The 20151-nt window shown below is 40.7% G+C and carries 25 protein-coding genes and 2 tRNA genes; 10 read left to right on the top strand and 17 right to left on the bottom strand.

Features of this window, described 5'->3' with window-relative positions; translation table 11 throughout:
* Positions 1-84: 84 nt before the first annotated feature.
* Together IEE86_RS13020 and IEE86_RS13015 are read left to right on the top strand one after the other, a co-directional pair.
* Positions 85-1614, top strand: a complete 1530-nt coding sequence (locus IEE86_RS13020) for a multicopper oxidase family protein (protein ID WP_191097597.1) — start codon at positions 85-87, stop codon at positions 1612-1614.
* A 290-nt stretch (positions 1615-1904) separates the two neighbouring features.
* Positions 1905-2279, top strand: a complete 375-nt coding sequence (locus tag IEE86_RS13015; protein ID WP_191097596.1) for a carboxymuconolactone decarboxylase family protein — start codon at positions 1905-1907, stop codon at positions 2277-2279.
* 216 nt (positions 2280-2495) lie between these two features.
* Here IEE86_RS13015 and IEE86_RS13010 read toward each other — a convergent pair whose 3' ends face one another.
* Both IEE86_RS13010 and IEE86_RS13005 read right to left on the bottom strand, forming a co-directional pair.
* Positions 2496-3545 (bottom strand): hypothetical protein, encoded by a 1050-nt coding sequence (locus IEE86_RS13010; RefSeq protein ID WP_191097595.1) that lies wholly within the window; start codon positions 3543-3545, stop codon positions 2496-2498.
* 73 nt (positions 3546-3618) lie between these two features.
* Complete coding sequence (locus tag IEE86_RS13005; protein WP_003213878.1) at positions 3619-3987, bottom strand: RlpA-like double-psi beta-barrel domain-containing protein; 369 nt, start codon at positions 3985-3987, stop codon at positions 3619-3621.
* Between the two features lie 210 nt (positions 3988-4197).
* On the opposite strand from IEE86_RS13005, the gene IEE86_RS13000 reads away from it, so the two are divergent.
* The 3 genes from IEE86_RS13000 to IEE86_RS12990 all read left to right on the top strand — a co-directional run bounded on the left by IEE86_RS13000 (position 4198) and on the right by IEE86_RS12990 (position 5958).
* The gene (locus IEE86_RS13000; protein WP_191097594.1) at positions 4198-4872 is read left to right on the top strand and encodes a hypothetical protein; all 675 of its coding nucleotides are present in this window, start codon (positions 4198-4200) and stop codon (positions 4870-4872) included.
* 124 nt (positions 4873-4996) lie between these two features.
* On the top strand, positions 4997-5464 hold the full coding sequence (locus tag IEE86_RS12995) for a hypothetical protein (RefSeq protein WP_191097593.1): 468 nt from the start codon (positions 4997-4999) through the stop codon (positions 5462-5464).
* 137 nt (positions 5465-5601) lie between these two features.
* Positions 5602-5958 (top strand): DUF4064 domain-containing protein, encoded by a 357-nt coding sequence (locus IEE86_RS12990; RefSeq protein ID WP_191097592.1) that lies wholly within the window; start codon positions 5602-5604, stop codon positions 5956-5958.
* 24 nt (positions 5959-5982) lie between these two features.
* On the opposite strand, the gene IEE86_RS12985 is transcribed toward IEE86_RS12990, so the two are convergent.
* The gene (locus tag IEE86_RS12985; RefSeq protein ID WP_191097591.1) at positions 5983-6417 is read right to left on the bottom strand and encodes a hypothetical protein; all 435 of its coding nucleotides are present in this window, start codon (positions 6415-6417) and stop codon (positions 5983-5985) included.
* A gap of 262 nt (positions 6418-6679) precedes the next feature.
* Here IEE86_RS12985 and IEE86_RS12980 point away from each other — a divergent pair, with 262 nt between their 5' ends.
* Positions 6680-7216, top strand: coding sequence for an LptM family lipoprotein (locus IEE86_RS12980; protein ID WP_191097590.1), 537 nt, complete (start codon positions 6680-6682; stop codon positions 7214-7216).
* Between the two features lie 221 nt (positions 7217-7437).
* On the opposite strand, the gene IEE86_RS19570 is transcribed toward IEE86_RS12980, so the two are convergent.
* From IEE86_RS19570 to groES, 3 genes are all read right to left on the bottom strand, one after another.
* Complete coding sequence (locus IEE86_RS19570) at positions 7438-7563, bottom strand: hypothetical protein (RefSeq protein WP_263479582.1); 126 nt, start codon at positions 7561-7563, stop codon at positions 7438-7440.
* Positions 7564-7711: 148 nt separating this feature from the next.
* Complete coding sequence (gene groL, locus IEE86_RS12975; RefSeq protein WP_007496015.1) at positions 7712-9346, bottom strand: chaperonin GroEL; 1635 nt, start codon at positions 9344-9346, stop codon at positions 7712-7714.
* A gap of 55 nt (positions 9347-9401) precedes the next feature.
* Positions 9402-9686 carry a co-chaperone GroES gene (gene groES, locus IEE86_RS12970; RefSeq protein WP_003214120.1) on the bottom strand — a complete coding sequence of 95 codons (285 nt, stop codon included), beginning with the start codon at positions 9684-9686 and terminating at the stop codon, positions 9402-9404.
* A 229-nt stretch (positions 9687-9915) separates the two neighbouring features.
* On the opposite strand from groES, the gene IEE86_RS12965 reads away from it, so the two are divergent.
* Genes IEE86_RS12965 through IEE86_RS12955 form a run of 3 tightly spaced genes read left to right on the top strand, consistent with a single transcriptional unit; the run spans position 9916 to position 11525 of the window.
* The gene (locus IEE86_RS12965; RefSeq protein WP_191097589.1) at positions 9916-10650 is read left to right on the top strand and encodes a CPBP family intramembrane glutamic endopeptidase; all 735 of its coding nucleotides are present in this window, start codon (positions 9916-9918) and stop codon (positions 10648-10650) included.
* Positions 10647-10841, top strand: a complete 195-nt coding sequence (locus tag IEE86_RS12960) for a YdiK family protein (RefSeq protein ID WP_034320377.1) — start codon at positions 10647-10649, stop codon at positions 10839-10841. The genes IEE86_RS12965 and IEE86_RS12960 overlap by 4 nt, the downstream gene beginning before the upstream one ends.
* Positions 10842-10898: 57 nt before the next feature.
* The gene (locus tag IEE86_RS12955) at positions 10899-11525 is read left to right on the top strand and encodes an NUDIX hydrolase (RefSeq protein WP_191097588.1); all 627 of its coding nucleotides are present in this window, start codon (positions 10899-10901) and stop codon (positions 11523-11525) included.
* A gap of 28 nt (positions 11526-11553) precedes the next feature.
* On the opposite strand, the gene tatC is transcribed toward IEE86_RS12955, so the two are convergent.
* Genes tatC through moaC form a run of 4 tightly spaced genes read right to left on the bottom strand, consistent with a single transcriptional unit; the run spans position 11554 to position 13686 of the window.
* Positions 11554-12312, bottom strand: a complete 759-nt coding sequence (gene tatC / locus IEE86_RS12950) for a twin-arginine translocase subunit TatC (protein WP_191097587.1) — start codon at positions 12310-12312, stop codon at positions 11554-11556.
* Between the two features lie 6 nt (positions 12313-12318).
* A complete protein-coding gene (locus IEE86_RS12945; protein WP_003214302.1) occupies positions 12319-12498 on the bottom strand; it encodes a twin-arginine translocase TatA/TatE family subunit in 180 nt (59 codons plus the stop codon).
* Between the two features lie 27 nt (positions 12499-12525).
* Positions 12526-13179 carry a redox-sensing transcriptional repressor Rex gene (locus IEE86_RS12940; protein WP_008355687.1) on the bottom strand — a complete coding sequence of 218 codons (654 nt, stop codon included), beginning with the start codon at positions 13177-13179 and terminating at the stop codon, positions 12526-12528.
* 15 nt (positions 13180-13194) lie between these two features.
* Positions 13195-13686 (bottom strand): cyclic pyranopterin monophosphate synthase MoaC, encoded by a 492-nt coding sequence (gene moaC / locus IEE86_RS12935; protein WP_191097586.1) that lies wholly within the window; start codon positions 13684-13686, stop codon positions 13195-13197.
* A 138-nt stretch (positions 13687-13824) separates the two neighbouring features.
* Between moaC and IEE86_RS12930 the strand changes: the two genes are divergently transcribed.
* On the top strand, positions 13825-15747 hold the full coding sequence (locus tag IEE86_RS12930) for an ABC-F family ATP-binding cassette domain-containing protein (RefSeq protein WP_191097585.1): 1923 nt from the start codon (positions 13825-13827) through the stop codon (positions 15745-15747).
* 273 nt (positions 15748-16020) lie between these two features.
* Here IEE86_RS12930 and tsaD read toward each other — a convergent pair whose 3' ends face one another.
* The 7 genes from tsaD to IEE86_RS12895 all read right to left on the bottom strand — a co-directional run bounded on the left by tsaD (position 16021) and on the right by IEE86_RS12895 (position 20111).
* Positions 16021-17049 carry a tRNA (adenosine(37)-N6)-threonylcarbamoyltransferase complex transferase subunit TsaD gene (tsaD, locus tag IEE86_RS12925; protein ID WP_191097584.1) on the bottom strand — a complete coding sequence of 343 codons (1029 nt, stop codon included), beginning with the start codon at positions 17047-17049 and terminating at the stop codon, positions 16021-16023.
* The gene (gene rimI, locus IEE86_RS12920; RefSeq protein WP_191097752.1) at positions 17042-17470 is read right to left on the bottom strand and encodes a ribosomal protein S18-alanine N-acetyltransferase; all 429 of its coding nucleotides are present in this window, start codon (positions 17468-17470) and stop codon (positions 17042-17044) included. The genes tsaD and rimI overlap by 8 nt, the downstream gene beginning before the upstream one ends.
* 25 nt (positions 17471-17495) lie before the next feature.
* Positions 17496-18185, bottom strand: coding sequence for a tRNA (adenosine(37)-N6)-threonylcarbamoyltransferase complex dimerization subunit type 1 TsaB (gene tsaB, locus IEE86_RS12915; protein ID WP_191097583.1), 690 nt, complete (start codon positions 18183-18185; stop codon positions 17496-17498).
* Positions 18166-18642: a tRNA (adenosine(37)-N6)-threonylcarbamoyltransferase complex ATPase subunit type 1 TsaE gene (gene tsaE, locus IEE86_RS12910; protein WP_191097582.1), complete on the bottom strand. Its 477-nt coding sequence runs from the start codon at positions 18640-18642 to the stop codon at positions 18166-18168. Before tsaE ends, tsaB begins: the two co-directional genes overlap by 20 nt.
* Positions 18643-18655: 13 nt before the next feature.
* Positions 18656-19633 carry a thiamine-phosphate kinase gene (gene thiL / locus IEE86_RS12905; protein ID WP_191097581.1) on the bottom strand — a complete coding sequence of 326 codons (978 nt, stop codon included), beginning with the start codon at positions 19631-19633 and terminating at the stop codon, positions 18656-18658.
* A 276-nt stretch (positions 19634-19909) separates the two neighbouring features.
* Positions 19910-19986 (bottom strand) — tRNA-Asp (locus IEE86_RS12900).
* A 48-nt stretch (positions 19987-20034) separates the two neighbouring features.
* Positions 20035-20111, bottom strand: a tRNA-Met gene (locus IEE86_RS12895).
* Positions 20112-20151: the final 40 nt, after the last annotated feature.

Genomic DNA, 20151 nt, shown 5'->3' with positions numbered 1-20151 from the left:
AAGCGGGTTTTTTTATTTTATTCACCTATTTTGATGTCCGCACTTATAATGTATCAAATTGATTCTAAGTGAGGATTAGTGAAAATGAACCTAGAAAAATTTGTTGACGAGCTACCAATTCCAGAAGTCGCGGAGCCTGTCAAAAAGAACCCAAGACAAACATATTATGAAATCGCCATGGAGGAGGTATTCTTAAAAGTTCATAGAGACCTGCCCCCAACCAAGCTATGGACCTATAATGGCAGTTTGCCTGGTCCGACCATTAAAGTGAATCGTAATGAAAAGGTCAAAGTAAAATGGATGAACAAATTGCCGCTTAAGCATTTTCTGCCGGTCGATCACACCATTCACGAAGGCCATCATGACGAACCAGAAGTCAAAACTGTCGTTCATTTACATGGCGGGGTCACACCAGCAAGCAGTGACGGTTATCCAGAGGCTTGGTTTTCACGAGACTTTGAAGCGACAGGCCCCTTCTTTGAACGGCAGATTTACGAATACCCAAACCACCAGCAAGCATGCACATTGTGGTATCACGATCATGCGATGGCATTAACACGATTAAATGTATATGCCGGCTTAGCTGGGTTTTACTTGATCTCAGATCCGTTTGAAAAATCATTACAATTACCGAAAGATGAATATGACATTCCTTTAATGATCATGGACCGTACGTTTCAGGAGGATGGCGCACTGTTTTATCCAAGCAGACCAAGCAACACGCCAGAAGACAGTGACATTCCTGATCCCTCCATCGTCCCATTTTTTTGCGGGGAAACGATACTGGTTAATGGAAAAGTATGGCCGTATTTAGAAGTAGAGCCGCGAAAATACCGTTTTCGCATTTTAAATGCGTCCAATACAAGAACTTACGAGCTGCATTTAGATAACGATGCCACGATCTTGCAAATTGGATCTGATGGCGGCTTTTTACCAAGACCTGTTCATCATCAGTCCTTTAGCATTGCACCTGCTGAACGTTTCGACGTCATCATCGACTTTTCAGCTTATGAAAACAAAACAATTATTCTAAAAAATAAAGCAGGCTGCGGACAGGAAGTAAATCCAGAAACCGATGCAAACATTATGCAGTTTAAGGTCACACGTCCGCTAAAAGGGAAAGCACCTAAAGCATTACGCCCAATCTTCAAACCGCTGCCACCGCTTCGGCCGAGTCGAGCTGATAAAGAGCGTACGCTCACACTTACCGGCACGCAGGATAAATATGGTCGCCCTATTTTATTACTGGATAACCACTTTTGGAATGACCCCGTCACGGAAAATCCTCGACTTGGCAGTGTAGAGATGTGGTCTATCGTCAATCCAACCAGGGGCACACATCCTATTCATTTACATCTTGTTCAATTTAGGGTAATAGACAGAAGACCATTTGATACAGAGGTCTATCAATCGACAGGAGAAATCGTGTATACAGGACCAAATGAAGCACCTCCTTTGCATGAACAAGGGTACAAGGACACCATTCAGGCCCATGCAGGTGAAGTCATTCGAATCATCGCTCGATTTGTCCCATACAGCGGACGATATGTGTGGCATTGTCATATTTTAGAGCACGAAGATTATGACATGATGCGGCCGATGGATATCATTTAGTAAAAAATAAAACGACTCTTCCCTACAGACGTAGAAACTTGTATGAAATAAGTTATCGTGAAAGGGCTAACTGACATCGATTCATTAGCCCTTTATTTCCTTTTCACGATCTATCTATTTGGAAATTGAACAATACACTTAATGAATGGTTTCTTTGTACATTCAACACTTAAAAAGTTGACGAAGCAAACCGATAATACTACTATATACCCATTACATCTATCAAAAGGCACCCAAGAAACATTGAACAAACAAATGGAAAATTGCGATAAAAAACGGAGGAGTTCAATTTGAATGAAGAAAAAGAGACTTGCCAGGTCAAACAAGAAATAGCGGCAGGTAACATAGAGAAGCTTTCAATTCATGAAAACGAGAGCATTCGGTCAAACATTGAACAGCTAACAATTGAACTCGGTGAACAAAAAGAATTCAACCACTTCATATTAGACGATAAACAGAAGGCCATCAGTACATTATCTGCCCTCATCACAAAAGGCAATTGTGATGACGAATTAAAGACGCATTTCGAACAAGCATTACATATTGGACTCTCTGTCATAGAGGTCATGGAGATTATTAAGCACTGTACAAAGGTAGCTGGATTCCCTCATTCCATTAATGCCCTATTTATCTTTCAAAACTTACTAGACAATAACACCAAATAAGTTAGAGAAAACGAGAAGCCATCTGTCCTCTCGTTTTTTTATTTCCACTTATGCTACACTCTTTCCTCTCCTCTGTCACACAAGCAAAATACGAAAATACCACTCATTTCCCTGCTTAAAAACTGACTTTCCCTTCATGAATTCACCTAATTATCCGCCCTTTCAACTGGCAAAATAAAAAAACGTCCAGTTATATAAAATAACTGAACGCATCCTTTATCGATTGACAGTGAAATTGTTAATGATTCCGCCATCCTTCTCCCAAGCGGCTTCTACTGTTTTCTTCTTGATATCATATTCAAAAATCGTCCTTACTTTAGCCTTTCTTCCGGTGTCATCCTTTAATTCCTTAGCGTTCTTTGCAACCCCTAAGAAATAAACAGAAGACCCGTCTGTAGAAAATTGCGGCTGTGCAGCACTTAAAATATGAGCATCCTGGCTATTTTTAACGAGTGTCGTCGTTTTTCCCGTTTCTACATTCAGCATCTTAATAGAGGATACTTCTTTTTCTTTTCGAACTTTCACTTCTGTATAAACCAATTTTTTATGATCTGGTGAAAATGAAATATCATTGATCGTTTGTGAGATACGTGCGATACGTTTCCCCTTCTCACCTGTTTGCAGGGTAATCTTCATGGTCGTTGGTTCAGGGTCTTTTCCCTTTTCATTCGCTTCATCGGTCTTCTGATAATCTTCCTTTAAGGAATAATGCTGGATCGCCAAGAGGTTTGAAGACGGATCATAAGCAAAAGAACTCACCGTATCATCCTTGCTTTTTTCTGGATACAGCATCTTCACTTTGTGTGTGTTCAAATCAAAAGAAGCGACACAAAATTGCTCCCCTGAATCCTTGTTATACCTTAGTAATAACTGTTTTCCATCGCCAGAAAGCCTCATACTGTCGATGGAATCGTCACTTGTAAACAGCGTTTTTTCTTCATCATTTTTCACATTCAATTCCCGAATACTTACTTTTTGTGTGTCCTCGTCCGTATACGTATAATATAAAAGCTGTTTCGTAGAATCATAAGCAATCGAAGGATACGCTGTCAGTTTCTCCGTATGAAGCGCTCGGTCATGCAGATAGTACGTATTGTTTAACTGTTGATCCGTAAATGAAACGAGCAATTCGTCTTTTGCATCTTGATTCGTTTTGACTTTTCCTGCATGTTTCGCCTCTTGCGCCGGCTTCACCATGAAGAAAATAACTGCCGCAATCACTGCGACTCCAATGACCGTGATGATCCACCATGTTGATTTTTTCATTGTCTTTCAGACCCTCTCCACAAGAAAAGAAGCCAGAAAATGAACTTTCCCCGCTTCTTTGCATGCCTATGTATTAATAAGTGTAATGCCCTTTTACGACACCTTTACTTGTTTTATACCCAAGTGCTTTGAATGCTTTTGGACTAACGTCTAATACAGCGTTTGGCATTCTACCTACATCATATTTATAGACTGTAATCACTTTATGTGGTTTCGCTTTAGTTGTCACTCTTAGTTTTGTACCCTTTTTCGGTACGTCAAATCCCATTTTAGTTGCTGCATCCCAATGACCGAGTTTTTTTCCATCTGCGCCTTTTTTACCGACACCATTATACCAAGTAATATTGCCGCTTACTTTTTTTGCACTTGCTCCATGTGAGAAACTAAACGCTAAAAATAAACTAGCTACTGTTACGATTGTCGCGATAAGCTTTTTATTCATTTAAAAAATCCTCCGTATTTGGTTTCTGCACTTATTATACATGAAGATGCCCCCAGTTATTTTACAGTCACATTACAATTCGAATACAAGTTGACCACTTTATGACCGATTTTGTTCATAAAAAACACCAAAATAAGCCAGAAAAATGCAAGTAGCCCCTCTCTTTCATTTTATATAATAAAAGTGAATCAAATTTAAGGAGGAATTTTTATGAAAAAGTGGTTCATCGCTTTGAGTGTGAGTTTAACGTTCGTTTTGATGCTTTCAAGTCTACCTGCCTCAGCAGCTGGTCCCCGTCACGGTGCGATTGTGACACAAACGGATGAAGCGAAATGGTCAGGCATCTCTGCTGATATTGTACTTCCGAAAACAGCGACGATTAAAAATGGATATGCTGACTGGTATCTAGGTCTTGGCTCTGCCGTTATAGAGAGCGGTATTTCAAAAACGCCTTCTGGCTATAAGGTCTTTCTTGGCAGCGGCTCACAAGGCGGCAGTCAATATTGGAACAGTGAATACGATAAGAGCATTAAGGATGGCGAACGTGTCAACCTAAAGCTCATCAACAATGGTGATGGCACGGTGTCACTATATGTCAATGGAAAATTGCGCTACAAGCAGCCTGTTTTCAACCCTAGCCGTCTCAAAAACCTTGATGTTGTCAAAATGGTACACGGTGTTCAGGATAATGGGGCAAACAGCTACTCACAAGCAAGCTTCTCGAACGTACAGCTTCGTGCAGATACATCAGGAAGCATCTATAAAAAATGGGATGGTACCATCAAATCATCGCTGTTGCGTAAAAATCTAGAATCAGGTGCGCCGTCCCCTACATTCACGGTACATTCTTCTATTCCACTTAGTACAAGCCTTTCAGCACAATAAGAAAAATGCGCCCAGTTTTGGGTGCTTTTTATTGTTCACAGCTTATCAACACTTGTCTTTTAATCAAAACAAGAATTCGTGGTAACATAAGCATACATACTTCGAAGGAAAAAGGAGAACGAACGTGAGAAAAAGTCTACTTATTTTCATGAGTCTAGTTGCAGGTCTCTTCATTCTAGCAGCTTGCTCGAATACGACAAAAGAACAAAAAACAGAATCTAAGGCACTTCCTACAATTAATGAACGCATTCAAAAAGAAACAAAAGAGGTCATGGAGCAGTCTAAGCTCGTAAAAGACACAGCCATCACCGTTGATCAAAAGAAGAAAGTCATTTCTTTAAACGTGACAGCTTCCTCTAATACCAATAGTGATTACGCTGAAGTCATCGGTTTAAACTTTGCCAAGACGCTCGCCATTGGGGCATCAACTGAAAAGGAAAACAACCTGCATAAACCGGAAAATGACAGCCTCGGCGCCCTTTATTCCTTTTATGACCTAAAGATCACCGTGAAACAAGAAAACGGCAAGGTACTCGCAAAAGGAAAGAAAACAACAAATGAAACAAGAATCACCTGGGAAAGAGCCCAGTAGATGAACAAGAAAATTCTTCATGGATTTTCTTGTTTTTTTGACAAAACTATTAACATTATGAAAGGAATGCCGATTAGTAAGATTGTGTTGGTTCTTAAGTACCAATAATTCTTAATTACATATCGGAGGAACATACCATGAAAAGAACGACGGAATTTGTTTTAGGCTTAATTGGAGGAATTTTTGGATTTTTCGGCGCAATGTTCGCACTTGCTTTTGGGGGAATCGATGCGGCATTTAGCGACACAGGCACTAGTGAAATTACAGGATTAGGCTGGGCTGCAATGCTTTTCTCTATTCTTGCTATTGTGGCATCTGTTATCGTGAAGAAAAAAGCAAAGCTTGGCGGGATTTTATTATTAGTATCTGCTGTTGGTGGCATTATTTCTATCTCTATGTTCTTTATCCTTCCAGCTGTATTAATCATCATCGCAGGATGTATGGGTGTGTTTAGAAAAGAGCCTGTCGTCAATAAAACAACTGCATCAGAATAACGAGGGAAGCTTGTAGAGATCGCTCTACAAGCCTTTTTTCTCTACTCTTTTTAATTCAAATTGAATGGCATCAACTAGCTCTACTAGGTCTTGATTTGTCCAAAGATCCAGAATAAACAACATATCATTCATCAAGTAAGACAGCTCTCCTTGGCTCACTAATTCTTCTTTATAAAAAGGAACAACGAAGAAATACAGTAGATCTGCCAATTCAAGAACGACATGTACATCTTTTTCATCCATGATGATTCTATGCAAACTATGAATCAACCATTTAAGGTCATCAGCATTTTCAATAGGAACATACATCAATTGATGAATTTCATTGGTATCCTTTCTCTTTAAAATCCTCTCAGCAGATTCCTTTGAAAGAGCTCCAATTGCATTTGAAGATATATTTAGAAATAAGCTGTCATGATGACCCTCTCTATTAACCATCTTAACCAATGTATCATCCATCCCAATCACTCCCAATCCCTCGCAATAATTCTATTATAAGGAAATTCAGGTTAATTTTAAGTCATCAGAAAAGATTTTAAGTAATTTTAAGCTAACCGGTTTATAAAATATTCAAAGACGATTCAACCTCAATCAACAAATATTTTCTATTTTTATCATTTTATGTTGATTTATAGATTCTTTTATCCTATTATAATAGTACTATATAATATATAAGCCATTAAAAGATGCTTATATAAATTGACTGAAGGGGATTTTTATTTTGAAAAAATTTTATGCTTTATTTCTAGCTTTAGGGCTAACATTCACACTGGCTGCATGCGGCTCAACAAATGATGTATCTACGGGTGCGTCTAAAGAAAAAGAGTCAACAAGTACAAAATCACAATCAAAAAATAAAGAAGATGATGGTTCAAAGAAAATTAATGCAAGTAAATACAAAACGAATGCTCAAGGAATGAAAGTAAATCTTGGCGAAATTAAAATTATGAAGGATAGAATTAATGTAGGCATGAACATCGAAAATACGACAGATAAAGTCCTAAATTTCTATCCAGATCAAGGTAAAGCTGTAGCTGGAAGTATGCAGTTAGATGCGAATATGTTTATGACTGACGGTAAGATTGGAGGAGATGTTGAAGGTGGCGTGAAACAAGATGGCGTCATTCAATTCTTAGCTCCTAAAGGCAAAGAGATCAACATTAAAAACATCAAAGAATTAAAGCTGAAATTTGGAGATGTCACAACTGATGATTTCATGAATAGTAAAGACGTGACATTCACAGTCAAAGTAAAATAAACTTTCATTAACGCCCTTGAATAATAAGGGCTTTTTTATTGCATTCATTTTCCATATACATGGACAGGCTGATAATTCCACGTCGGAATGGCTTCTTTGAAGTGGATATGTAAGCATGAAGCCTTGAAAAATCACGAGCTCCTTTTAAAACTCTTCAAACGTTTTCCACTTTAGCAATAAAAATCCCCCACTCCTATTAGGAAGTGGGGTTAACTCTTTCATTATTTCTCACGCTTCTTCGATCCACATAATCCAAACACAATGACTAGTACAAGAATAATCGCCACCCAAGTCGTCAAGCCCATATGATCACCGCTTTTCTTTTTAAAATCACCCATTCTCTTCATATCGGGTAAAGTCCCATGAAATCACTGTCACTAATGTTAACGAATGAAAAGCGGTGAAGGTTTCAATTCATCATTTCTCATATACACGTGACCAATTAAAAAAAGACAAAACAAAAACCCCTATATTTCAAGGGGTTTTCGGGGGTGTTTACATCATTCCACCCATACCGCCCATGCCGCCCATATCCGGCATTCCGCCGCCTGAGCCGCCTTCTTCTGGTTTGTCAGCAACGACTGCTTCAGTTGTTAGAAGCATTGCTGCAACAGAAGCTGCGTTTTGAAGTGCAGAGCGAGTTACTTTTGTTGGGTCAACGATTCCTTTTTCGATCATGTTTACCCATTCGTTTGTTGCTGCGTTGAAGCCTACGCCAATTTCCTCGTTTTTCAAGCGCTCAACGATGACAGATCCTTCAAGACCTGCGTTGTGAGCGATTTGACGAATTGGCTCTTCAAGAGAACGTAGAACGATGTTTACACCTGTTTGAACGTCACCATCAGCTTCGATTGAAGCAACTTTGTTGTATACATTCACAAGTGCTGTACCACCACCGGATACGATACCTTCTTCAACTGCTGCACGAGTTGAGTTCAGTGCATCCTCGATGCGTAGTTTACGCTCTTTTAATTCTGTTTCAGTTGCAGCACCAACTTTGATGACAGCGACGCCACCAGCTAGTTTTGCAAGACGTTCTTGTAATTTTTCTTTATCGAATTCAGAAGTTGTTTCTTCTACTTGCGCACGAATTTGGTTCACGCGTGCTGCGATTTGAGCAGAATCTCCTGAACCTTCTACGATTGTTGTGTTTTCTTTTGTCACAACGACTTTAGACGCGCGGCCAAGCTGACCGATTTCAGTTGATTTCAGGTCAAGTCCTAGGTCCTCTGTAATTAATTCTCCGCCAGTTAGAACAGAGATGTCTTCAAGCATTGCTTTACGACGATCACCGAATCCAGGTGCTTTTACTGCTACTGCATTGAATGTACCACGAAGTTTGTTCACAACAAGTGTTGCAAGTGCTTCGCCTTCTACATCCTCAGCAATGATCAATAATGGTTTTCCTTGTTGTACGACTTGCTCAAGTACTGGAAGGATTTCTTGGATATTTGTGATCTTTTTATCAGTAATTAAGATGTAAGGATTTTCAAGAACCGCTTCCATCTTATCAGAATCAGTTACCATGTATGGTGAAGCGTATCCACGGTCAAATTGCATCCCTTCAACCACTTCAAGCTCAGTTGTGAAACCTTTAGATTCTTCGATTGTGATAACGCCATCGTTTCCTACACGCTCCATAGCTTCAGCGATCAGGCTTCCGACTTCTTCATCTGCTGCAGAAATAGACGCAACTTGAGCAATTGATTCTTTGCCTTCGATTGGTTTAGAAATCTCGTGCAAGCCTTCAAGTGCTACTTTGACTGCTTCTTCAATCCCTTTACGAACGCCAACAGGGTTTGCACCAGCTGTAACGTTTTTAAGGCCTTCACGGATCATTGCTTGAGCTAGAACTGTTGCAGTTGTTGTACCGTCACCAGCTACATCGTTTGTTTTGCTTGCAACTTCAGCCACAAGTTTTGCACCCATGTTTTCAAATGCATCTTCTAATTCGATTTCTTTTGCAATCGTTACACCATCATTAGTGATAAGTGGAGAACCGAATTTTTTCTCAAGAACCACGTTACGTCCTTTAGGTCCTAAAGTTACTTTTACAGCATCTGCAAGTGCATCTACACCACGTAACATCGCGCGACGTGCTTCTTCACTGAACTTAATATCTTTTGCCATAATAACGAAACCTCCTCAGTCTTTTTAGAAATATATCTCAATCTTTTTTATGTGATTAACCAATAACAGCTAAAATGTCGCTTTCACGAAGGATTAAATATTCTTTGCCCTCATATTTCACTTCAGTGCCTGCATATTTTGAGAAGATAATGCGGTCGCCTGTGTTTACTTCTAACGCAACGCGCTCACCACTTTCAAGTACACGCCCTGAACCTGCTGCCACAATTTTACCTTCTTGCGGTTTTTCTTTTGCAGAATCCGGTAAAACAATACCGCTAGCGGTTTTTTCCTCAGATTCAACGAGTTCAATGATTACGCGATCGCCTAATGGCTTTAACATAAGAAACAACCTCCTCAATTTTTATATGTAGTCTTTTTTAGCACTCATCACTAGTGAGTGCTAACACATTTATTATAATAAAGAATGTCTTCCGTAATTTCAAGTAAAAACCTTTAAAAATTTTTACGCTTTCACGATCTTTTTTCATCACAGGTTCTTTCCTTTTCATCGAAAAAGAAGACTTGTGTTACAATAAATCTAGTTCTTTTAGTAAAGGGGTTTTCGTTACTTGAAAAAACAATATTGGTACATCATCTTAACGTATATATTGGTGCAGGTTTCTGCAATTCCATATGTGCTCATTATGAAGTGGTTAGGATTTATTCATACACCGATGACACAAATGAAGCTCTCACAATTATCAGGAACATGGACAATCATCAGCTTCTGTATTGGATTAATCATCATTTTGTTCATTCTTCGAACCGTCCCAAAAGCTTCACTTCGGAATGAGGCACCGGTTTCCATCGGTTCTGCTATTGCTTGGATCATTGGTGGTTTCTTTCTTTCCCTCTTTGCGCAATCGATTGCAGGAGCGATTGAACAATATGCATTTGGTATTGGCCGTGAGTCAGAAAATACTCAAGCCATTTTATCCATTATGGATGCCGTTCCTTGGCTTGTGATCGTCATCGCCCTGATTGGACCTATCTTAGAGGAAATCATTTTCCGAAAAATCATTTTTGGTGTCATTTATGAAAAAACGAATTTCTTCATTGGAGCGCTTGTTAGTTCAGTGGTTTTCGCCGCTGTACACACTGATTTTGCTCATATCTTGCTCTATACTGCGATGGGCTTTACCTTTGCCTTTTTATATGCGAAAACAAAACGAATCATTGTGCCAATCGGTGCACACATGCTGATGAACTCGCTCGTCATTCTTGTGCAGATTGAGCCAGTGAAAAAAATGATTGAAGAACAATCTCAAACAATGCAACTAATTATTGGAGGCTTTTTCTCATGAGAAACCCAGTCGTATGGGGCATCATTTATTTTGCCGTAGGTGTGGCGTTCACTTATATGGCCATTCAAAACCCAGGTGACATGTGGTCATTTTACAGCATTTTGCTCATGGTGTTTGCGGCCTATAATATCAACATCGCGTTTAAAATGTTTGCCTTCTCGGTCAAACTCAAAAAACAGCAGCAAAAATAAATCAAAAACCATTTTCCGGCGCTTGGAAAATGGTTTTTTTATGGAGGACGTGTCTTCATGGAACATGAAAAACTGAGCATCTTAAACGATCAGCAAGAAACAATTGGAGTTGCCGTCCGTTCAGATGTCCATGCACAGGGCCTTTGGCATGAAACCTTTCATTTCTGGCTTCTCAAAAAGGAACATGGCACAGTATATCTCTATTTTCAGCTAAGAAGTCCTGCCAAGAAGGATTTTCCTTCTCTGCTTGATATCACCGCAGCAGGTCACCTTCTCTCAGATGAACAGCCTTCTGATGGCATAAGAGAGGTAGAAGAAGAGCTTGGTCTCTCTCTGCCTTTTGAGGTCCTGACCTTTGCAGGTGTCATACAGGATGAGATCCATATGCCTGCGTTCATCGATCGTGAATATTGCCATGTGTATCTTTACGTCCATCAAGAAGAGCAGATGAACGTTCAATTACAAAAAGAAGAAGTCGCTGGACTTTATCGTACGAAATGCCTCGATGCACAGCATCTTTTCACAGGGACATGTGAAAGAATTCAGGTGGAAGGCTTTGAAGTCGATATAGATGGAAAACGACATGAGGAAAATAAAGAAGTAGGTGTACATGATTTTGTCCCGCATGAGCCCGCATATTACCAGCACCTCTTTCAAGCGATCAACCAATTATTTTCAAAATAGAAAAAGCATCGTGATCACGATGCTTTTTTTATGAGACATAATGATTTTCTTTCTCCTCTGTTTGCTGCATTTTGCGAAAGGTCACTCTTGAAATGACAATACTCACTTCATACAAAACGAGCATTGGCAAGGTAACCATGAGGTGAGAAACGAGCTCTGGCGGTGTAATAAGTGCGGCAATGACAAGGAGGACAAAATAGGCATACTTCCGTATTTTTGATAAAAACATCGGTGTAATGATGCCAAGTCTTGTGAGAAACATCAACACGACGGGCATCTGAAACAAAAAGCCAAATGGAAGTGTTAACTGCATCAGAAATGTAAAATACTCATGAATCCCAATCACTTGCTCTACATTTAAATCATTCGACATTCGTATCATAAAATCAACGACGAATGGAAACAAAATAAAATAAGAGAAAGCCACACCGCTCAAAAATAAAAGCAGTGCAATTGGAATGTAAGCAAGTGTCACCTTTCTTTCTTTTTCATATAAACCAGGGCTCACAAACGCCCATAGCTGATATAAAATCACGGGACACGTCAAAACGAGAGCAATGACAAAAGCGAACTGCATAAATACGTACAGTGGATCTGTGAGCTTAAACGCGTTTAGTGTCAGTGTTGCCGCTTCATCGGTATTTTGTAAATACACAATGACCGGCTTAGCAAGAAAAAAACCTGCCACCATAAAGGTGACAAAAAACATCGCAATGATCACTAAACGTTTCCGCAGTTCCACAATATGCTCCATAAGCGGCATATCTTTGACATTCATGAAGCTCATCCTATTCTACTGATCTTCTTTTTTCTTTTTTTCTTCCTGATCATCAGCTAAACCTTTTGTGGCATTTTTGAATTCACGTAATGTATCTCCTGCTGCTCTTCCTAATTCAGGAAGCTTTTTCGGCCCAAAAATAATAAGCGCAACAATCGCAATCAGAACCAAACTTCCAGGACCGATCGGACCCATTTGCTCCACCCCCTTTACCCCTTTTCATCAATCCTCCTGCGTAACAGAGTAATGCTTTAAGAAATACACAAGAGACTGAAGTTCAACCGCCAAATCTATATGATGAATTCGAATGTGTTCCGGCACATTCAATCGAGCCGGCGTAAAGTTAAGGATTCCTTTGATGCCAAGGGCAATCAAACGATCTGTAATGGACTGAGCTGCTACGGCAGGTACTGTCAAAATCGCAACAGGAATATCTCCTACCTCTTGCACATGCTCTTCAAGCTTATCCAAATCATAGACAGGCACGCCGCCTATCTCACTTCCTATTTTACTCTCATTGACGTCAAAAGCCATTGAAATTTTTGTATTATTATTTTTGATGAAATTATAGTGTAAAAAAGCAGTCCCTAAATTCCCGACACCGATGAGCATGACATTGGTCATTTCATCTTGGTCAAGGGTCTTTCTAAAGAAGGTCAAGAGGTAATCGACATTATAGCCGTACCCTTTCTTCCCTAGTGCACCAAAGTACGAAAAATCTCGGCGAATGGTCGCAGAATCCACTTTGACTGCATCACTAAGCTCTGCCGATGACACCCTTTGTTTTCCTGATGCATGCAGATTTTTTAAAAAACGGTAGTAAAGCGGCAAACGTTTGGCTGTCGCTTGTGGAATTTTTGACTGGTCTATATTCATATAAGGTCCTCCAACTTAAATATCAGATGCTCTGTGAAAATCACCGTTTTTCCCGCCTGTCTTTTCAACTAGATAGGTAGGACCGATGATCATGCCTTTATCAATCGCTTTGCACATGTCGTAAACGGTCAGTGCACATACTGAAGCAGAAGTGAGCGCTTCCATCTCCACACCCGTACTTCCTTTTGTTTTCACCTGTACTTGTATGTTCAGAATGTGCGCATTTCCGTCTTCCTCCCAATCAAAGGAGATATCCACGCCTTTTAGTGCGAGCGGATGACACATTGGAATGATGCTAGATGTTTGCTTTGCTGCCATGATGCCAGCAACCTGTGCGACAGACAGCACATCCCCTTTTCCAATTTCACGTTGCTCTATTTTATGAAACACTTCTTTTATCATACGAACGCTTGAAACAGCAACGGCGGTTCTCACTGTAGACGATTTGTCACTAATGTCGACCATCCTTGCTCTTCCTTGTTCGTTAAAGTGGCTAAATTGACTCATCTTCCAACGCTCCCTCCCTCAAATCATACACTATTTTTTCCTATCTGTCTTTCATTTGAATATGTCGATTGTATGTAAGATTTGCTGGTTTACTGCTGATAAGCTACACTTAACATATTATAGCAGAGGTGAAGTTACATGATGATTTTACAAGTGAATCAGCTGTCCAAATCGTTTGGCGCTGATACCGTTTTAACGAATATAAAATTGGAAGTCAAAGCAAAGGATCGAATTGCCATTGTAGGTCGTAACGGCGCGGGCAAATCCACGCTTTTGAAAATCATTGCCGGTCAAATGTCTTACGAGCAAGGTGAGATCATCAAACCGAAGGACCTATCGATCGGCTATTTAGCACAGCATACCGATGTGACGTCTACACGTACATTAAAAGACGAATTATTATCGGTTTTTGATCATTTAAAAAGAATGGAACAAGAGATGAGAACCATTGAGGAAAAAATGGCTTCTTCCACAGGATCAGAACTGGATTCCCTCATGAAAACCTATGATAGGCTTCAGCAGGAATTTAAAGATCAAGGCGGCTATCAATATGAAGCAGATGTCCGCTCCATTCTTCATGGGCTCGGCTTTAGTCATTTTGAAGATGGAACAACTGTTCAATCCTTAAGCGGCGGCCAGAAAACCCGTCTAGCACTTGGTAAGCTATTATTAATGAAACCAGAACTCTTAATCCTGGACGAGCCAACCAACCATTTAGATATTGATACCTTATCATGGCTTGAGCAGTATTTGCAAAATTATACAGGTGCCATTCTCATCGTTTCCCATGACCGCTACTTCTTAGACAAAGTGGTCAACCATGTGTATGAAGTCTCAAGAACAGCGATGAAAAAATTCGCAGGCAATTATAGTAAGTATCTTGAATTGAAAGCCGAGCAGTTAGAGCGAGATACGAAGCTCTACGAAAAGCAGCAAGAAGAAATCTCGAAGCTACAGGATTTTGTGGATCGCAACCTAGCAAGAGCCTCCACCACAAAGCGCGCTCAAAGCAGACGGAAGCAGCTGGAGCGGATGGATCGTTTAGATAAGCCACAAGGAGATGAAAAATCCGCAAGCTTTCACTTTGATATTACGAGACAAAGCGGCAACGATGTGCTGAAGGTGCATGATCTCGATATTAGTTATGATGAAAAAACACCGCTCCTATCCTCTCTTTCATTTCATATTAAACGCGAGGATAGCGTGGCACTCATTGGTCCTAACGGAATCGGGAAATCAACACTTTTAAAAACCTTAACGAATACATTAACGCCTGTAAAAGGCGATATCACTTTCGGATCTCATGTCACAATCGGGTACTATGACCAAGAACAAGCCAAACTGACATCCTCCAAGAAAGTGCTAAATGAACTTTGGGATGATTATCCACATATGACTGAAAAAGAAATTCGGACATGTTTAGGAAACTTCCTTTTCTCCGGTGATGATGTCTTAAAGCCCGTTCATGCATTAAGTGGTGGAGAAAAAGCGCGTCTTGCACTGGCAAAGCTAATGCTGCAAAAAGCCAATTTCCTCATTCTTGATGAACCTACGAATCATCTTGACTTAGATAGTAAGGAAATTTTAGAGAATGCGCTCATTGATTATCCGGGAACCATCTTATTTGTTTCCCATGATCGATATTTTATTAACCGCCTGGCAACGAAAGTACTCGAGCTGTCGCAAACAGAAACAAAAGAATACCTTGGTGACTACGACTACTATCTTGAAAAGAAAAACGAACAATTAGAGCTTGAAGCACTCCAGGAGCATGAGCCGCTTAAAAAACAAGTATCACAACCAGTCGAAACAGCCAAGCTTTCCTATGCAGAAGAAAAAGAACTGAAAAAGAAAGAAAGACAAAAGCAGCGCAGAATTGAAGAAATTGAAGAGCGAATCGCCGTCATTGAAGACAAGCTCGGTGAAAATGAACAGCTTCTATGTGATCCTGCTATTTTCCAAGATCACGAGAAGGTGCAAGCCATTCAAACTGAAAATGATGCGCTCAATCAAGAGCTTGAATCACTTTTTGCAGAGTGGGAAGAGCTATCAGAATCTTAAAGAGTACTCTAATGGGTGCTCTTTTTTCTTTTTCGTGAAAATTATTATCCACAATGATACCCACAAGAACTTCTTTATTATTCTTTTAAAAATTGCACTTATCCACTTTATCCACAGAGTTTTAATCACATATCCACATAAAAGTTCGTATTTATACACATCACCTTCATTTTAAAACGAAATTTTCTAACAATTGTGGATATATAACGTTTACATGTGCATAAAACGCTTTCATTGAAAATGAAAAAAACCCCTGTATATCCACAGGAGTTTTCATTCATATGAGACAAGTGGCATTCCAGGCTGACCATTCATCGCCATATCGCCCCTTATTCCTTTTTCAAATGCAATGGTTCCAGCAGCGGCAATCATGGCTGCATTGTCTGTGCAAAGAGACAATGGCGGAATGATAACCTTCACGTCTGGCAGCTTTGCAAATGCTGATGTTAAAGCTTCTCTCAGTCCTTTATTGGCAGCGACTCCTCCAGCTAGAACAACCTGCTTCACACCATACGCTTCAGCCGCTTTTAATGTTTTTCCAACAAGCACCTCAATCACGCTTTCCTGAAAACTTGCTGCTAAATTCTCTGGGGCAATCGTTTCTCCCTTTTGAGACGCATTGTGTAAGGTGTTGATCACAGCTGATTTTAATCCGCTGAAGCTAAAGTGATAGGACCCTTCTTCAAGCCATGCTCGAGGGAGCTTGACCGTTGGCTCCCCTTCATGTGCTAACCGATCAATATGAGGCCCGCCTGGATACGGAAGCCCCATCGTCCGGGCCACTTTATCGTAGGCTTCTCCAGCCGCATCATCTAATGTTTCTCCAATGACCTCAAAGGACCCATGCTCCTTCATTAGAACAAGCTCAGTATGCCCGCCAGAAACGACAAGAGCTAAACATGGAAACAGCAATTCATCAACAAGCTGGTTTGCATAAATATGTCCAGCAATATGATGAACACCAACGAGTGGTATTTGATGAGCAAAGCTCAGTGCCTTCGCTGCATTGACACCGATCAGAAGTGCACCGACTAAGCCCGGCCCTTCTGTGACAGCAATGGCATCTAAATCCTTAAAGCTCATATTGGCCTGTGCCATCACTTCTTCTAATACGATCGTGACTTGCTCCACATGATGCCTCGAAGCGATTTCTGGCACAACACCGCCAAATCGTTTATGACTTTCTATTTGCGAGGCCACAACATTGGCTACAATTTCCTTTCCATTTTTCACAATGGACGCAGCTGTTTCGTCACAGCTTGTTTCGATACCTAATATGAATCGGTCTGTTTGTTCACTCATTTATATTCACCCACATAACTAATGCATCTTCCCCATTATCTGTATAATAATTCTTCCGAATAGATGCAGGTCTAAAACCAAGCTTTTCATAAAGGGATTGTGCTGGTGTATTAGAAACCCGCACCTCTAAAGAAAGATGATCTGTCTTTTTTTCTTTGCAAAATTCCATGACATATCGAAGCAATGCTTCCCCGTAGCCTTTTCCTCTATGCTCCGGGAGAATCGCAATATTCGTAATTTGTGCATCGTCCATCACAATCCAGACTCCGCAATACCCAACAGGCTGGTTATCTTCTTCAATGAGGAAATAATGACTGTATTGGTTATGGAGAATCTCATAGACAAACGATTCCTTTTTCCAAGGTGCTGTAAACGAATGCACTTCAATCGTATACACCTTTGGAATGTCCTCTACCGTCATTCGCCGGATCTCTGCTGTGTTGAGATTATTTTTGTCCTTCAAGCCATTTCACTTCCGCTTCTGCCATACGTATATAATTAGGGACAAGCTGGTGAACATCTTCAGCAGGACGGTCTGCTCCTAAATACGCAAGCACTGAAGGTCTTGGATTATGAAATGCCCCCTCTGCTAACACAGCAGCCTCTCCTAAAATGGAGCGAATGCTCTCTTGATGAAGATGCACATCATGCCCAAGAAATAAAACAGGCTTTCCTGTCTGTCTCAGCTCATGCAGCCAATCTGTGAGCAACATATTTTGGTCTGGTTTGACCTCTTTGATCTCTCCTGCTTCAAACGTATATAGCCCAGTATAAACTTGTCCTCTTCTCGCATCAAATAGCGGCGAAATCCATCCATCAAAATATTGACCATTTGCAGCAAGCGTTTCTAGGCTCGAAACAGCCGATATCGGGATAGACAGCGTCCATGCAAGTGTTTTTGCAATGGTCACACCGATTCTGACGCCAGTATAGGAACCAGGTCCTTTCGCTACAACGATTTTGCTTAGTTCACTTGGTGCTACACCACATTCTTTCATCAAAGCTTCGACTGTTGGCATCGCTCGGACGGAATGGTTCTTTTTTAAGTACGTGATGCTCTCTCCAATTACTGTGAAATCTCTTACAAGAGCAATTCCTAGTGTATGGTTTGACGTATCAATCGCCAGTATGGTCAAATTCTTTCATCTCCTTACAAAGGGTCTCGTAGCGCTCCCCTTTTGCATCAAACGTGAGATGACGTTCTTCTTCACGTTCTGTTCTCAGCATATCAATTTTTAAATAGGAAGAAGGCAATTGAGGTTCAATAAGATGTGCCCATTCAACTAAGCATACACCTTCGCCCTCAAAATATTCTTCGAGTCCGATGTCTTCTTCCGCATCTTCCATGCGGTACACGTCCATATGATAAAGTGGCAGTCTGCCATCTGTATATTCTTTAATAATCGTAAAGGTGGGGCTGTTGACGATACGGGTAATACCTAAACCTTCCGCAAATCCTTTTGAAAAAGTGGTTTTGCCTGCGCCTAAATCGCCTTCTAAGGTCAATACATCGCCCGGCATTACAAGTTTGGCCAAGGCAGCAGCAATTCGTTTCGTCTCATCCGCACCTTTTGTCGTCCATGTTAATTTCACGGTTCATGTCACCTCATTTCCTAAAATGATTATATCCTTTTTTCATTAACACTGTTTGTTGATCATTGTCTTTTAACATCACGCTGGCCGCTTGATCACCTTTAACGTGTCCAATGCGTGTGATCTGAATATCTTTTCTTTGACATTGCGCTTGAAAGCTTTCCCAATCAGCCTCTGGAATCGTGCCAGTTAATACAAAGTCCTCTCCACCAAATAACACCCATTCAAGCCAGTCTTTACGTAACAGCGGTAAATCGGGATGCTTTGGGAGCTTGTCAGCTTCAATCTCCATCGTCACCCGGCTTGCTTCTGCTATCTCGTTCAGCTCACTTGCTAATCCATCACTCACATCATTCAAGGTCACCCGCGGGAAGCTTGAGCAAATGTGTCCGGCAGCAATGTGAGGCTCTGGCATTTTGTGACGCTTAAGAAAAAAAGCAGCATCGACTGCCTTTGCAGGGTCTACTTCGTTCATTAAGAGTGATAACCCAGCAGCTGATGAACCAAGTTCACCTGTGACAAAGACGACGTCTCCTGTCTGTGCACTGTGACGATAACAAGCTGTTCCCTTTGGAACCTCACCAATAACCGTCACCGTGATGACAAAATCACTGCGGGTAGCTACTGTATCCCCGCCAATTAAATCCATATGATATATGTCAGCCAAAGTCTTCATTCCCTCGTAAAGAGCAGTGACGATTGTCTCATCACCATGAGGCGGGATCGCAATTGATACAAGATAATACTTTGGTGTTCCTCCCATTGCCGCAATATCACTGACATTGACAGCCAGCGCTTTAAAGCCAACCTCATAGGGCGAGGAAAAATCAAAACGAAAATGAACATGCTCCACCATTGTATCAACACAAACGACCTCTTCACAATGTGAATGAGGTTGATAAACACTTGCATCATCACCGATCCCCATGACCAAGGAACGTTGATGCGTTTCTTCTGGTGTAATCCGGCGTATAAGATCAAACTCATCCATAAAAGACAGCCCCTTCATGCAATCAATTGATTGAGTAGACATCATGTCAGACACAGTTAATATTAGTGTAGCGAATATGAGCCTCAGTTCCAACTAAAAATGATATAAAGAAAGCCTGGTATGAAAAAACCAGGCTGTGTCGAAGTAATCTATCTTTTCTTTTCACATGATAGTGTAGCCAAACGCAAGCTATTTCATTGTAGCATGCTTACTTGTTCAAAGAAAAAGACATAAAAAAAAACGAAACTATACGTTTTCGTTTACAAGTCTTAAAAATGGCGGTCCGGACGGGACTCGAACCCGCGACCTCCTGCGTGACAGGCAGGCATTCTAACCAACTGAACTACCGGACCATTTGGGTTGCACTCAATCAGTACTCCCTATTGGTATATAAAATAATTTGGTTGCGGGGGCAGGATTTGAACCTGCGACCTTCGGGTTATGAGCCCGACGAGCTACCGAACTGCTCCACCCCGCGACGATATAAAAACAACAAGCTTGGCGGCGTCCTACTCTCA

The sequence above is a fragment of the Bacillus crepusculi genome, assembly GCF_014764715.1.
GTDB lineage: Bacteria > Bacillota > Bacilli > Bacillales > Bacillaceae > Bacillus.
This window is presented reverse-complemented; position numbering and strand designations above follow the sequence as displayed.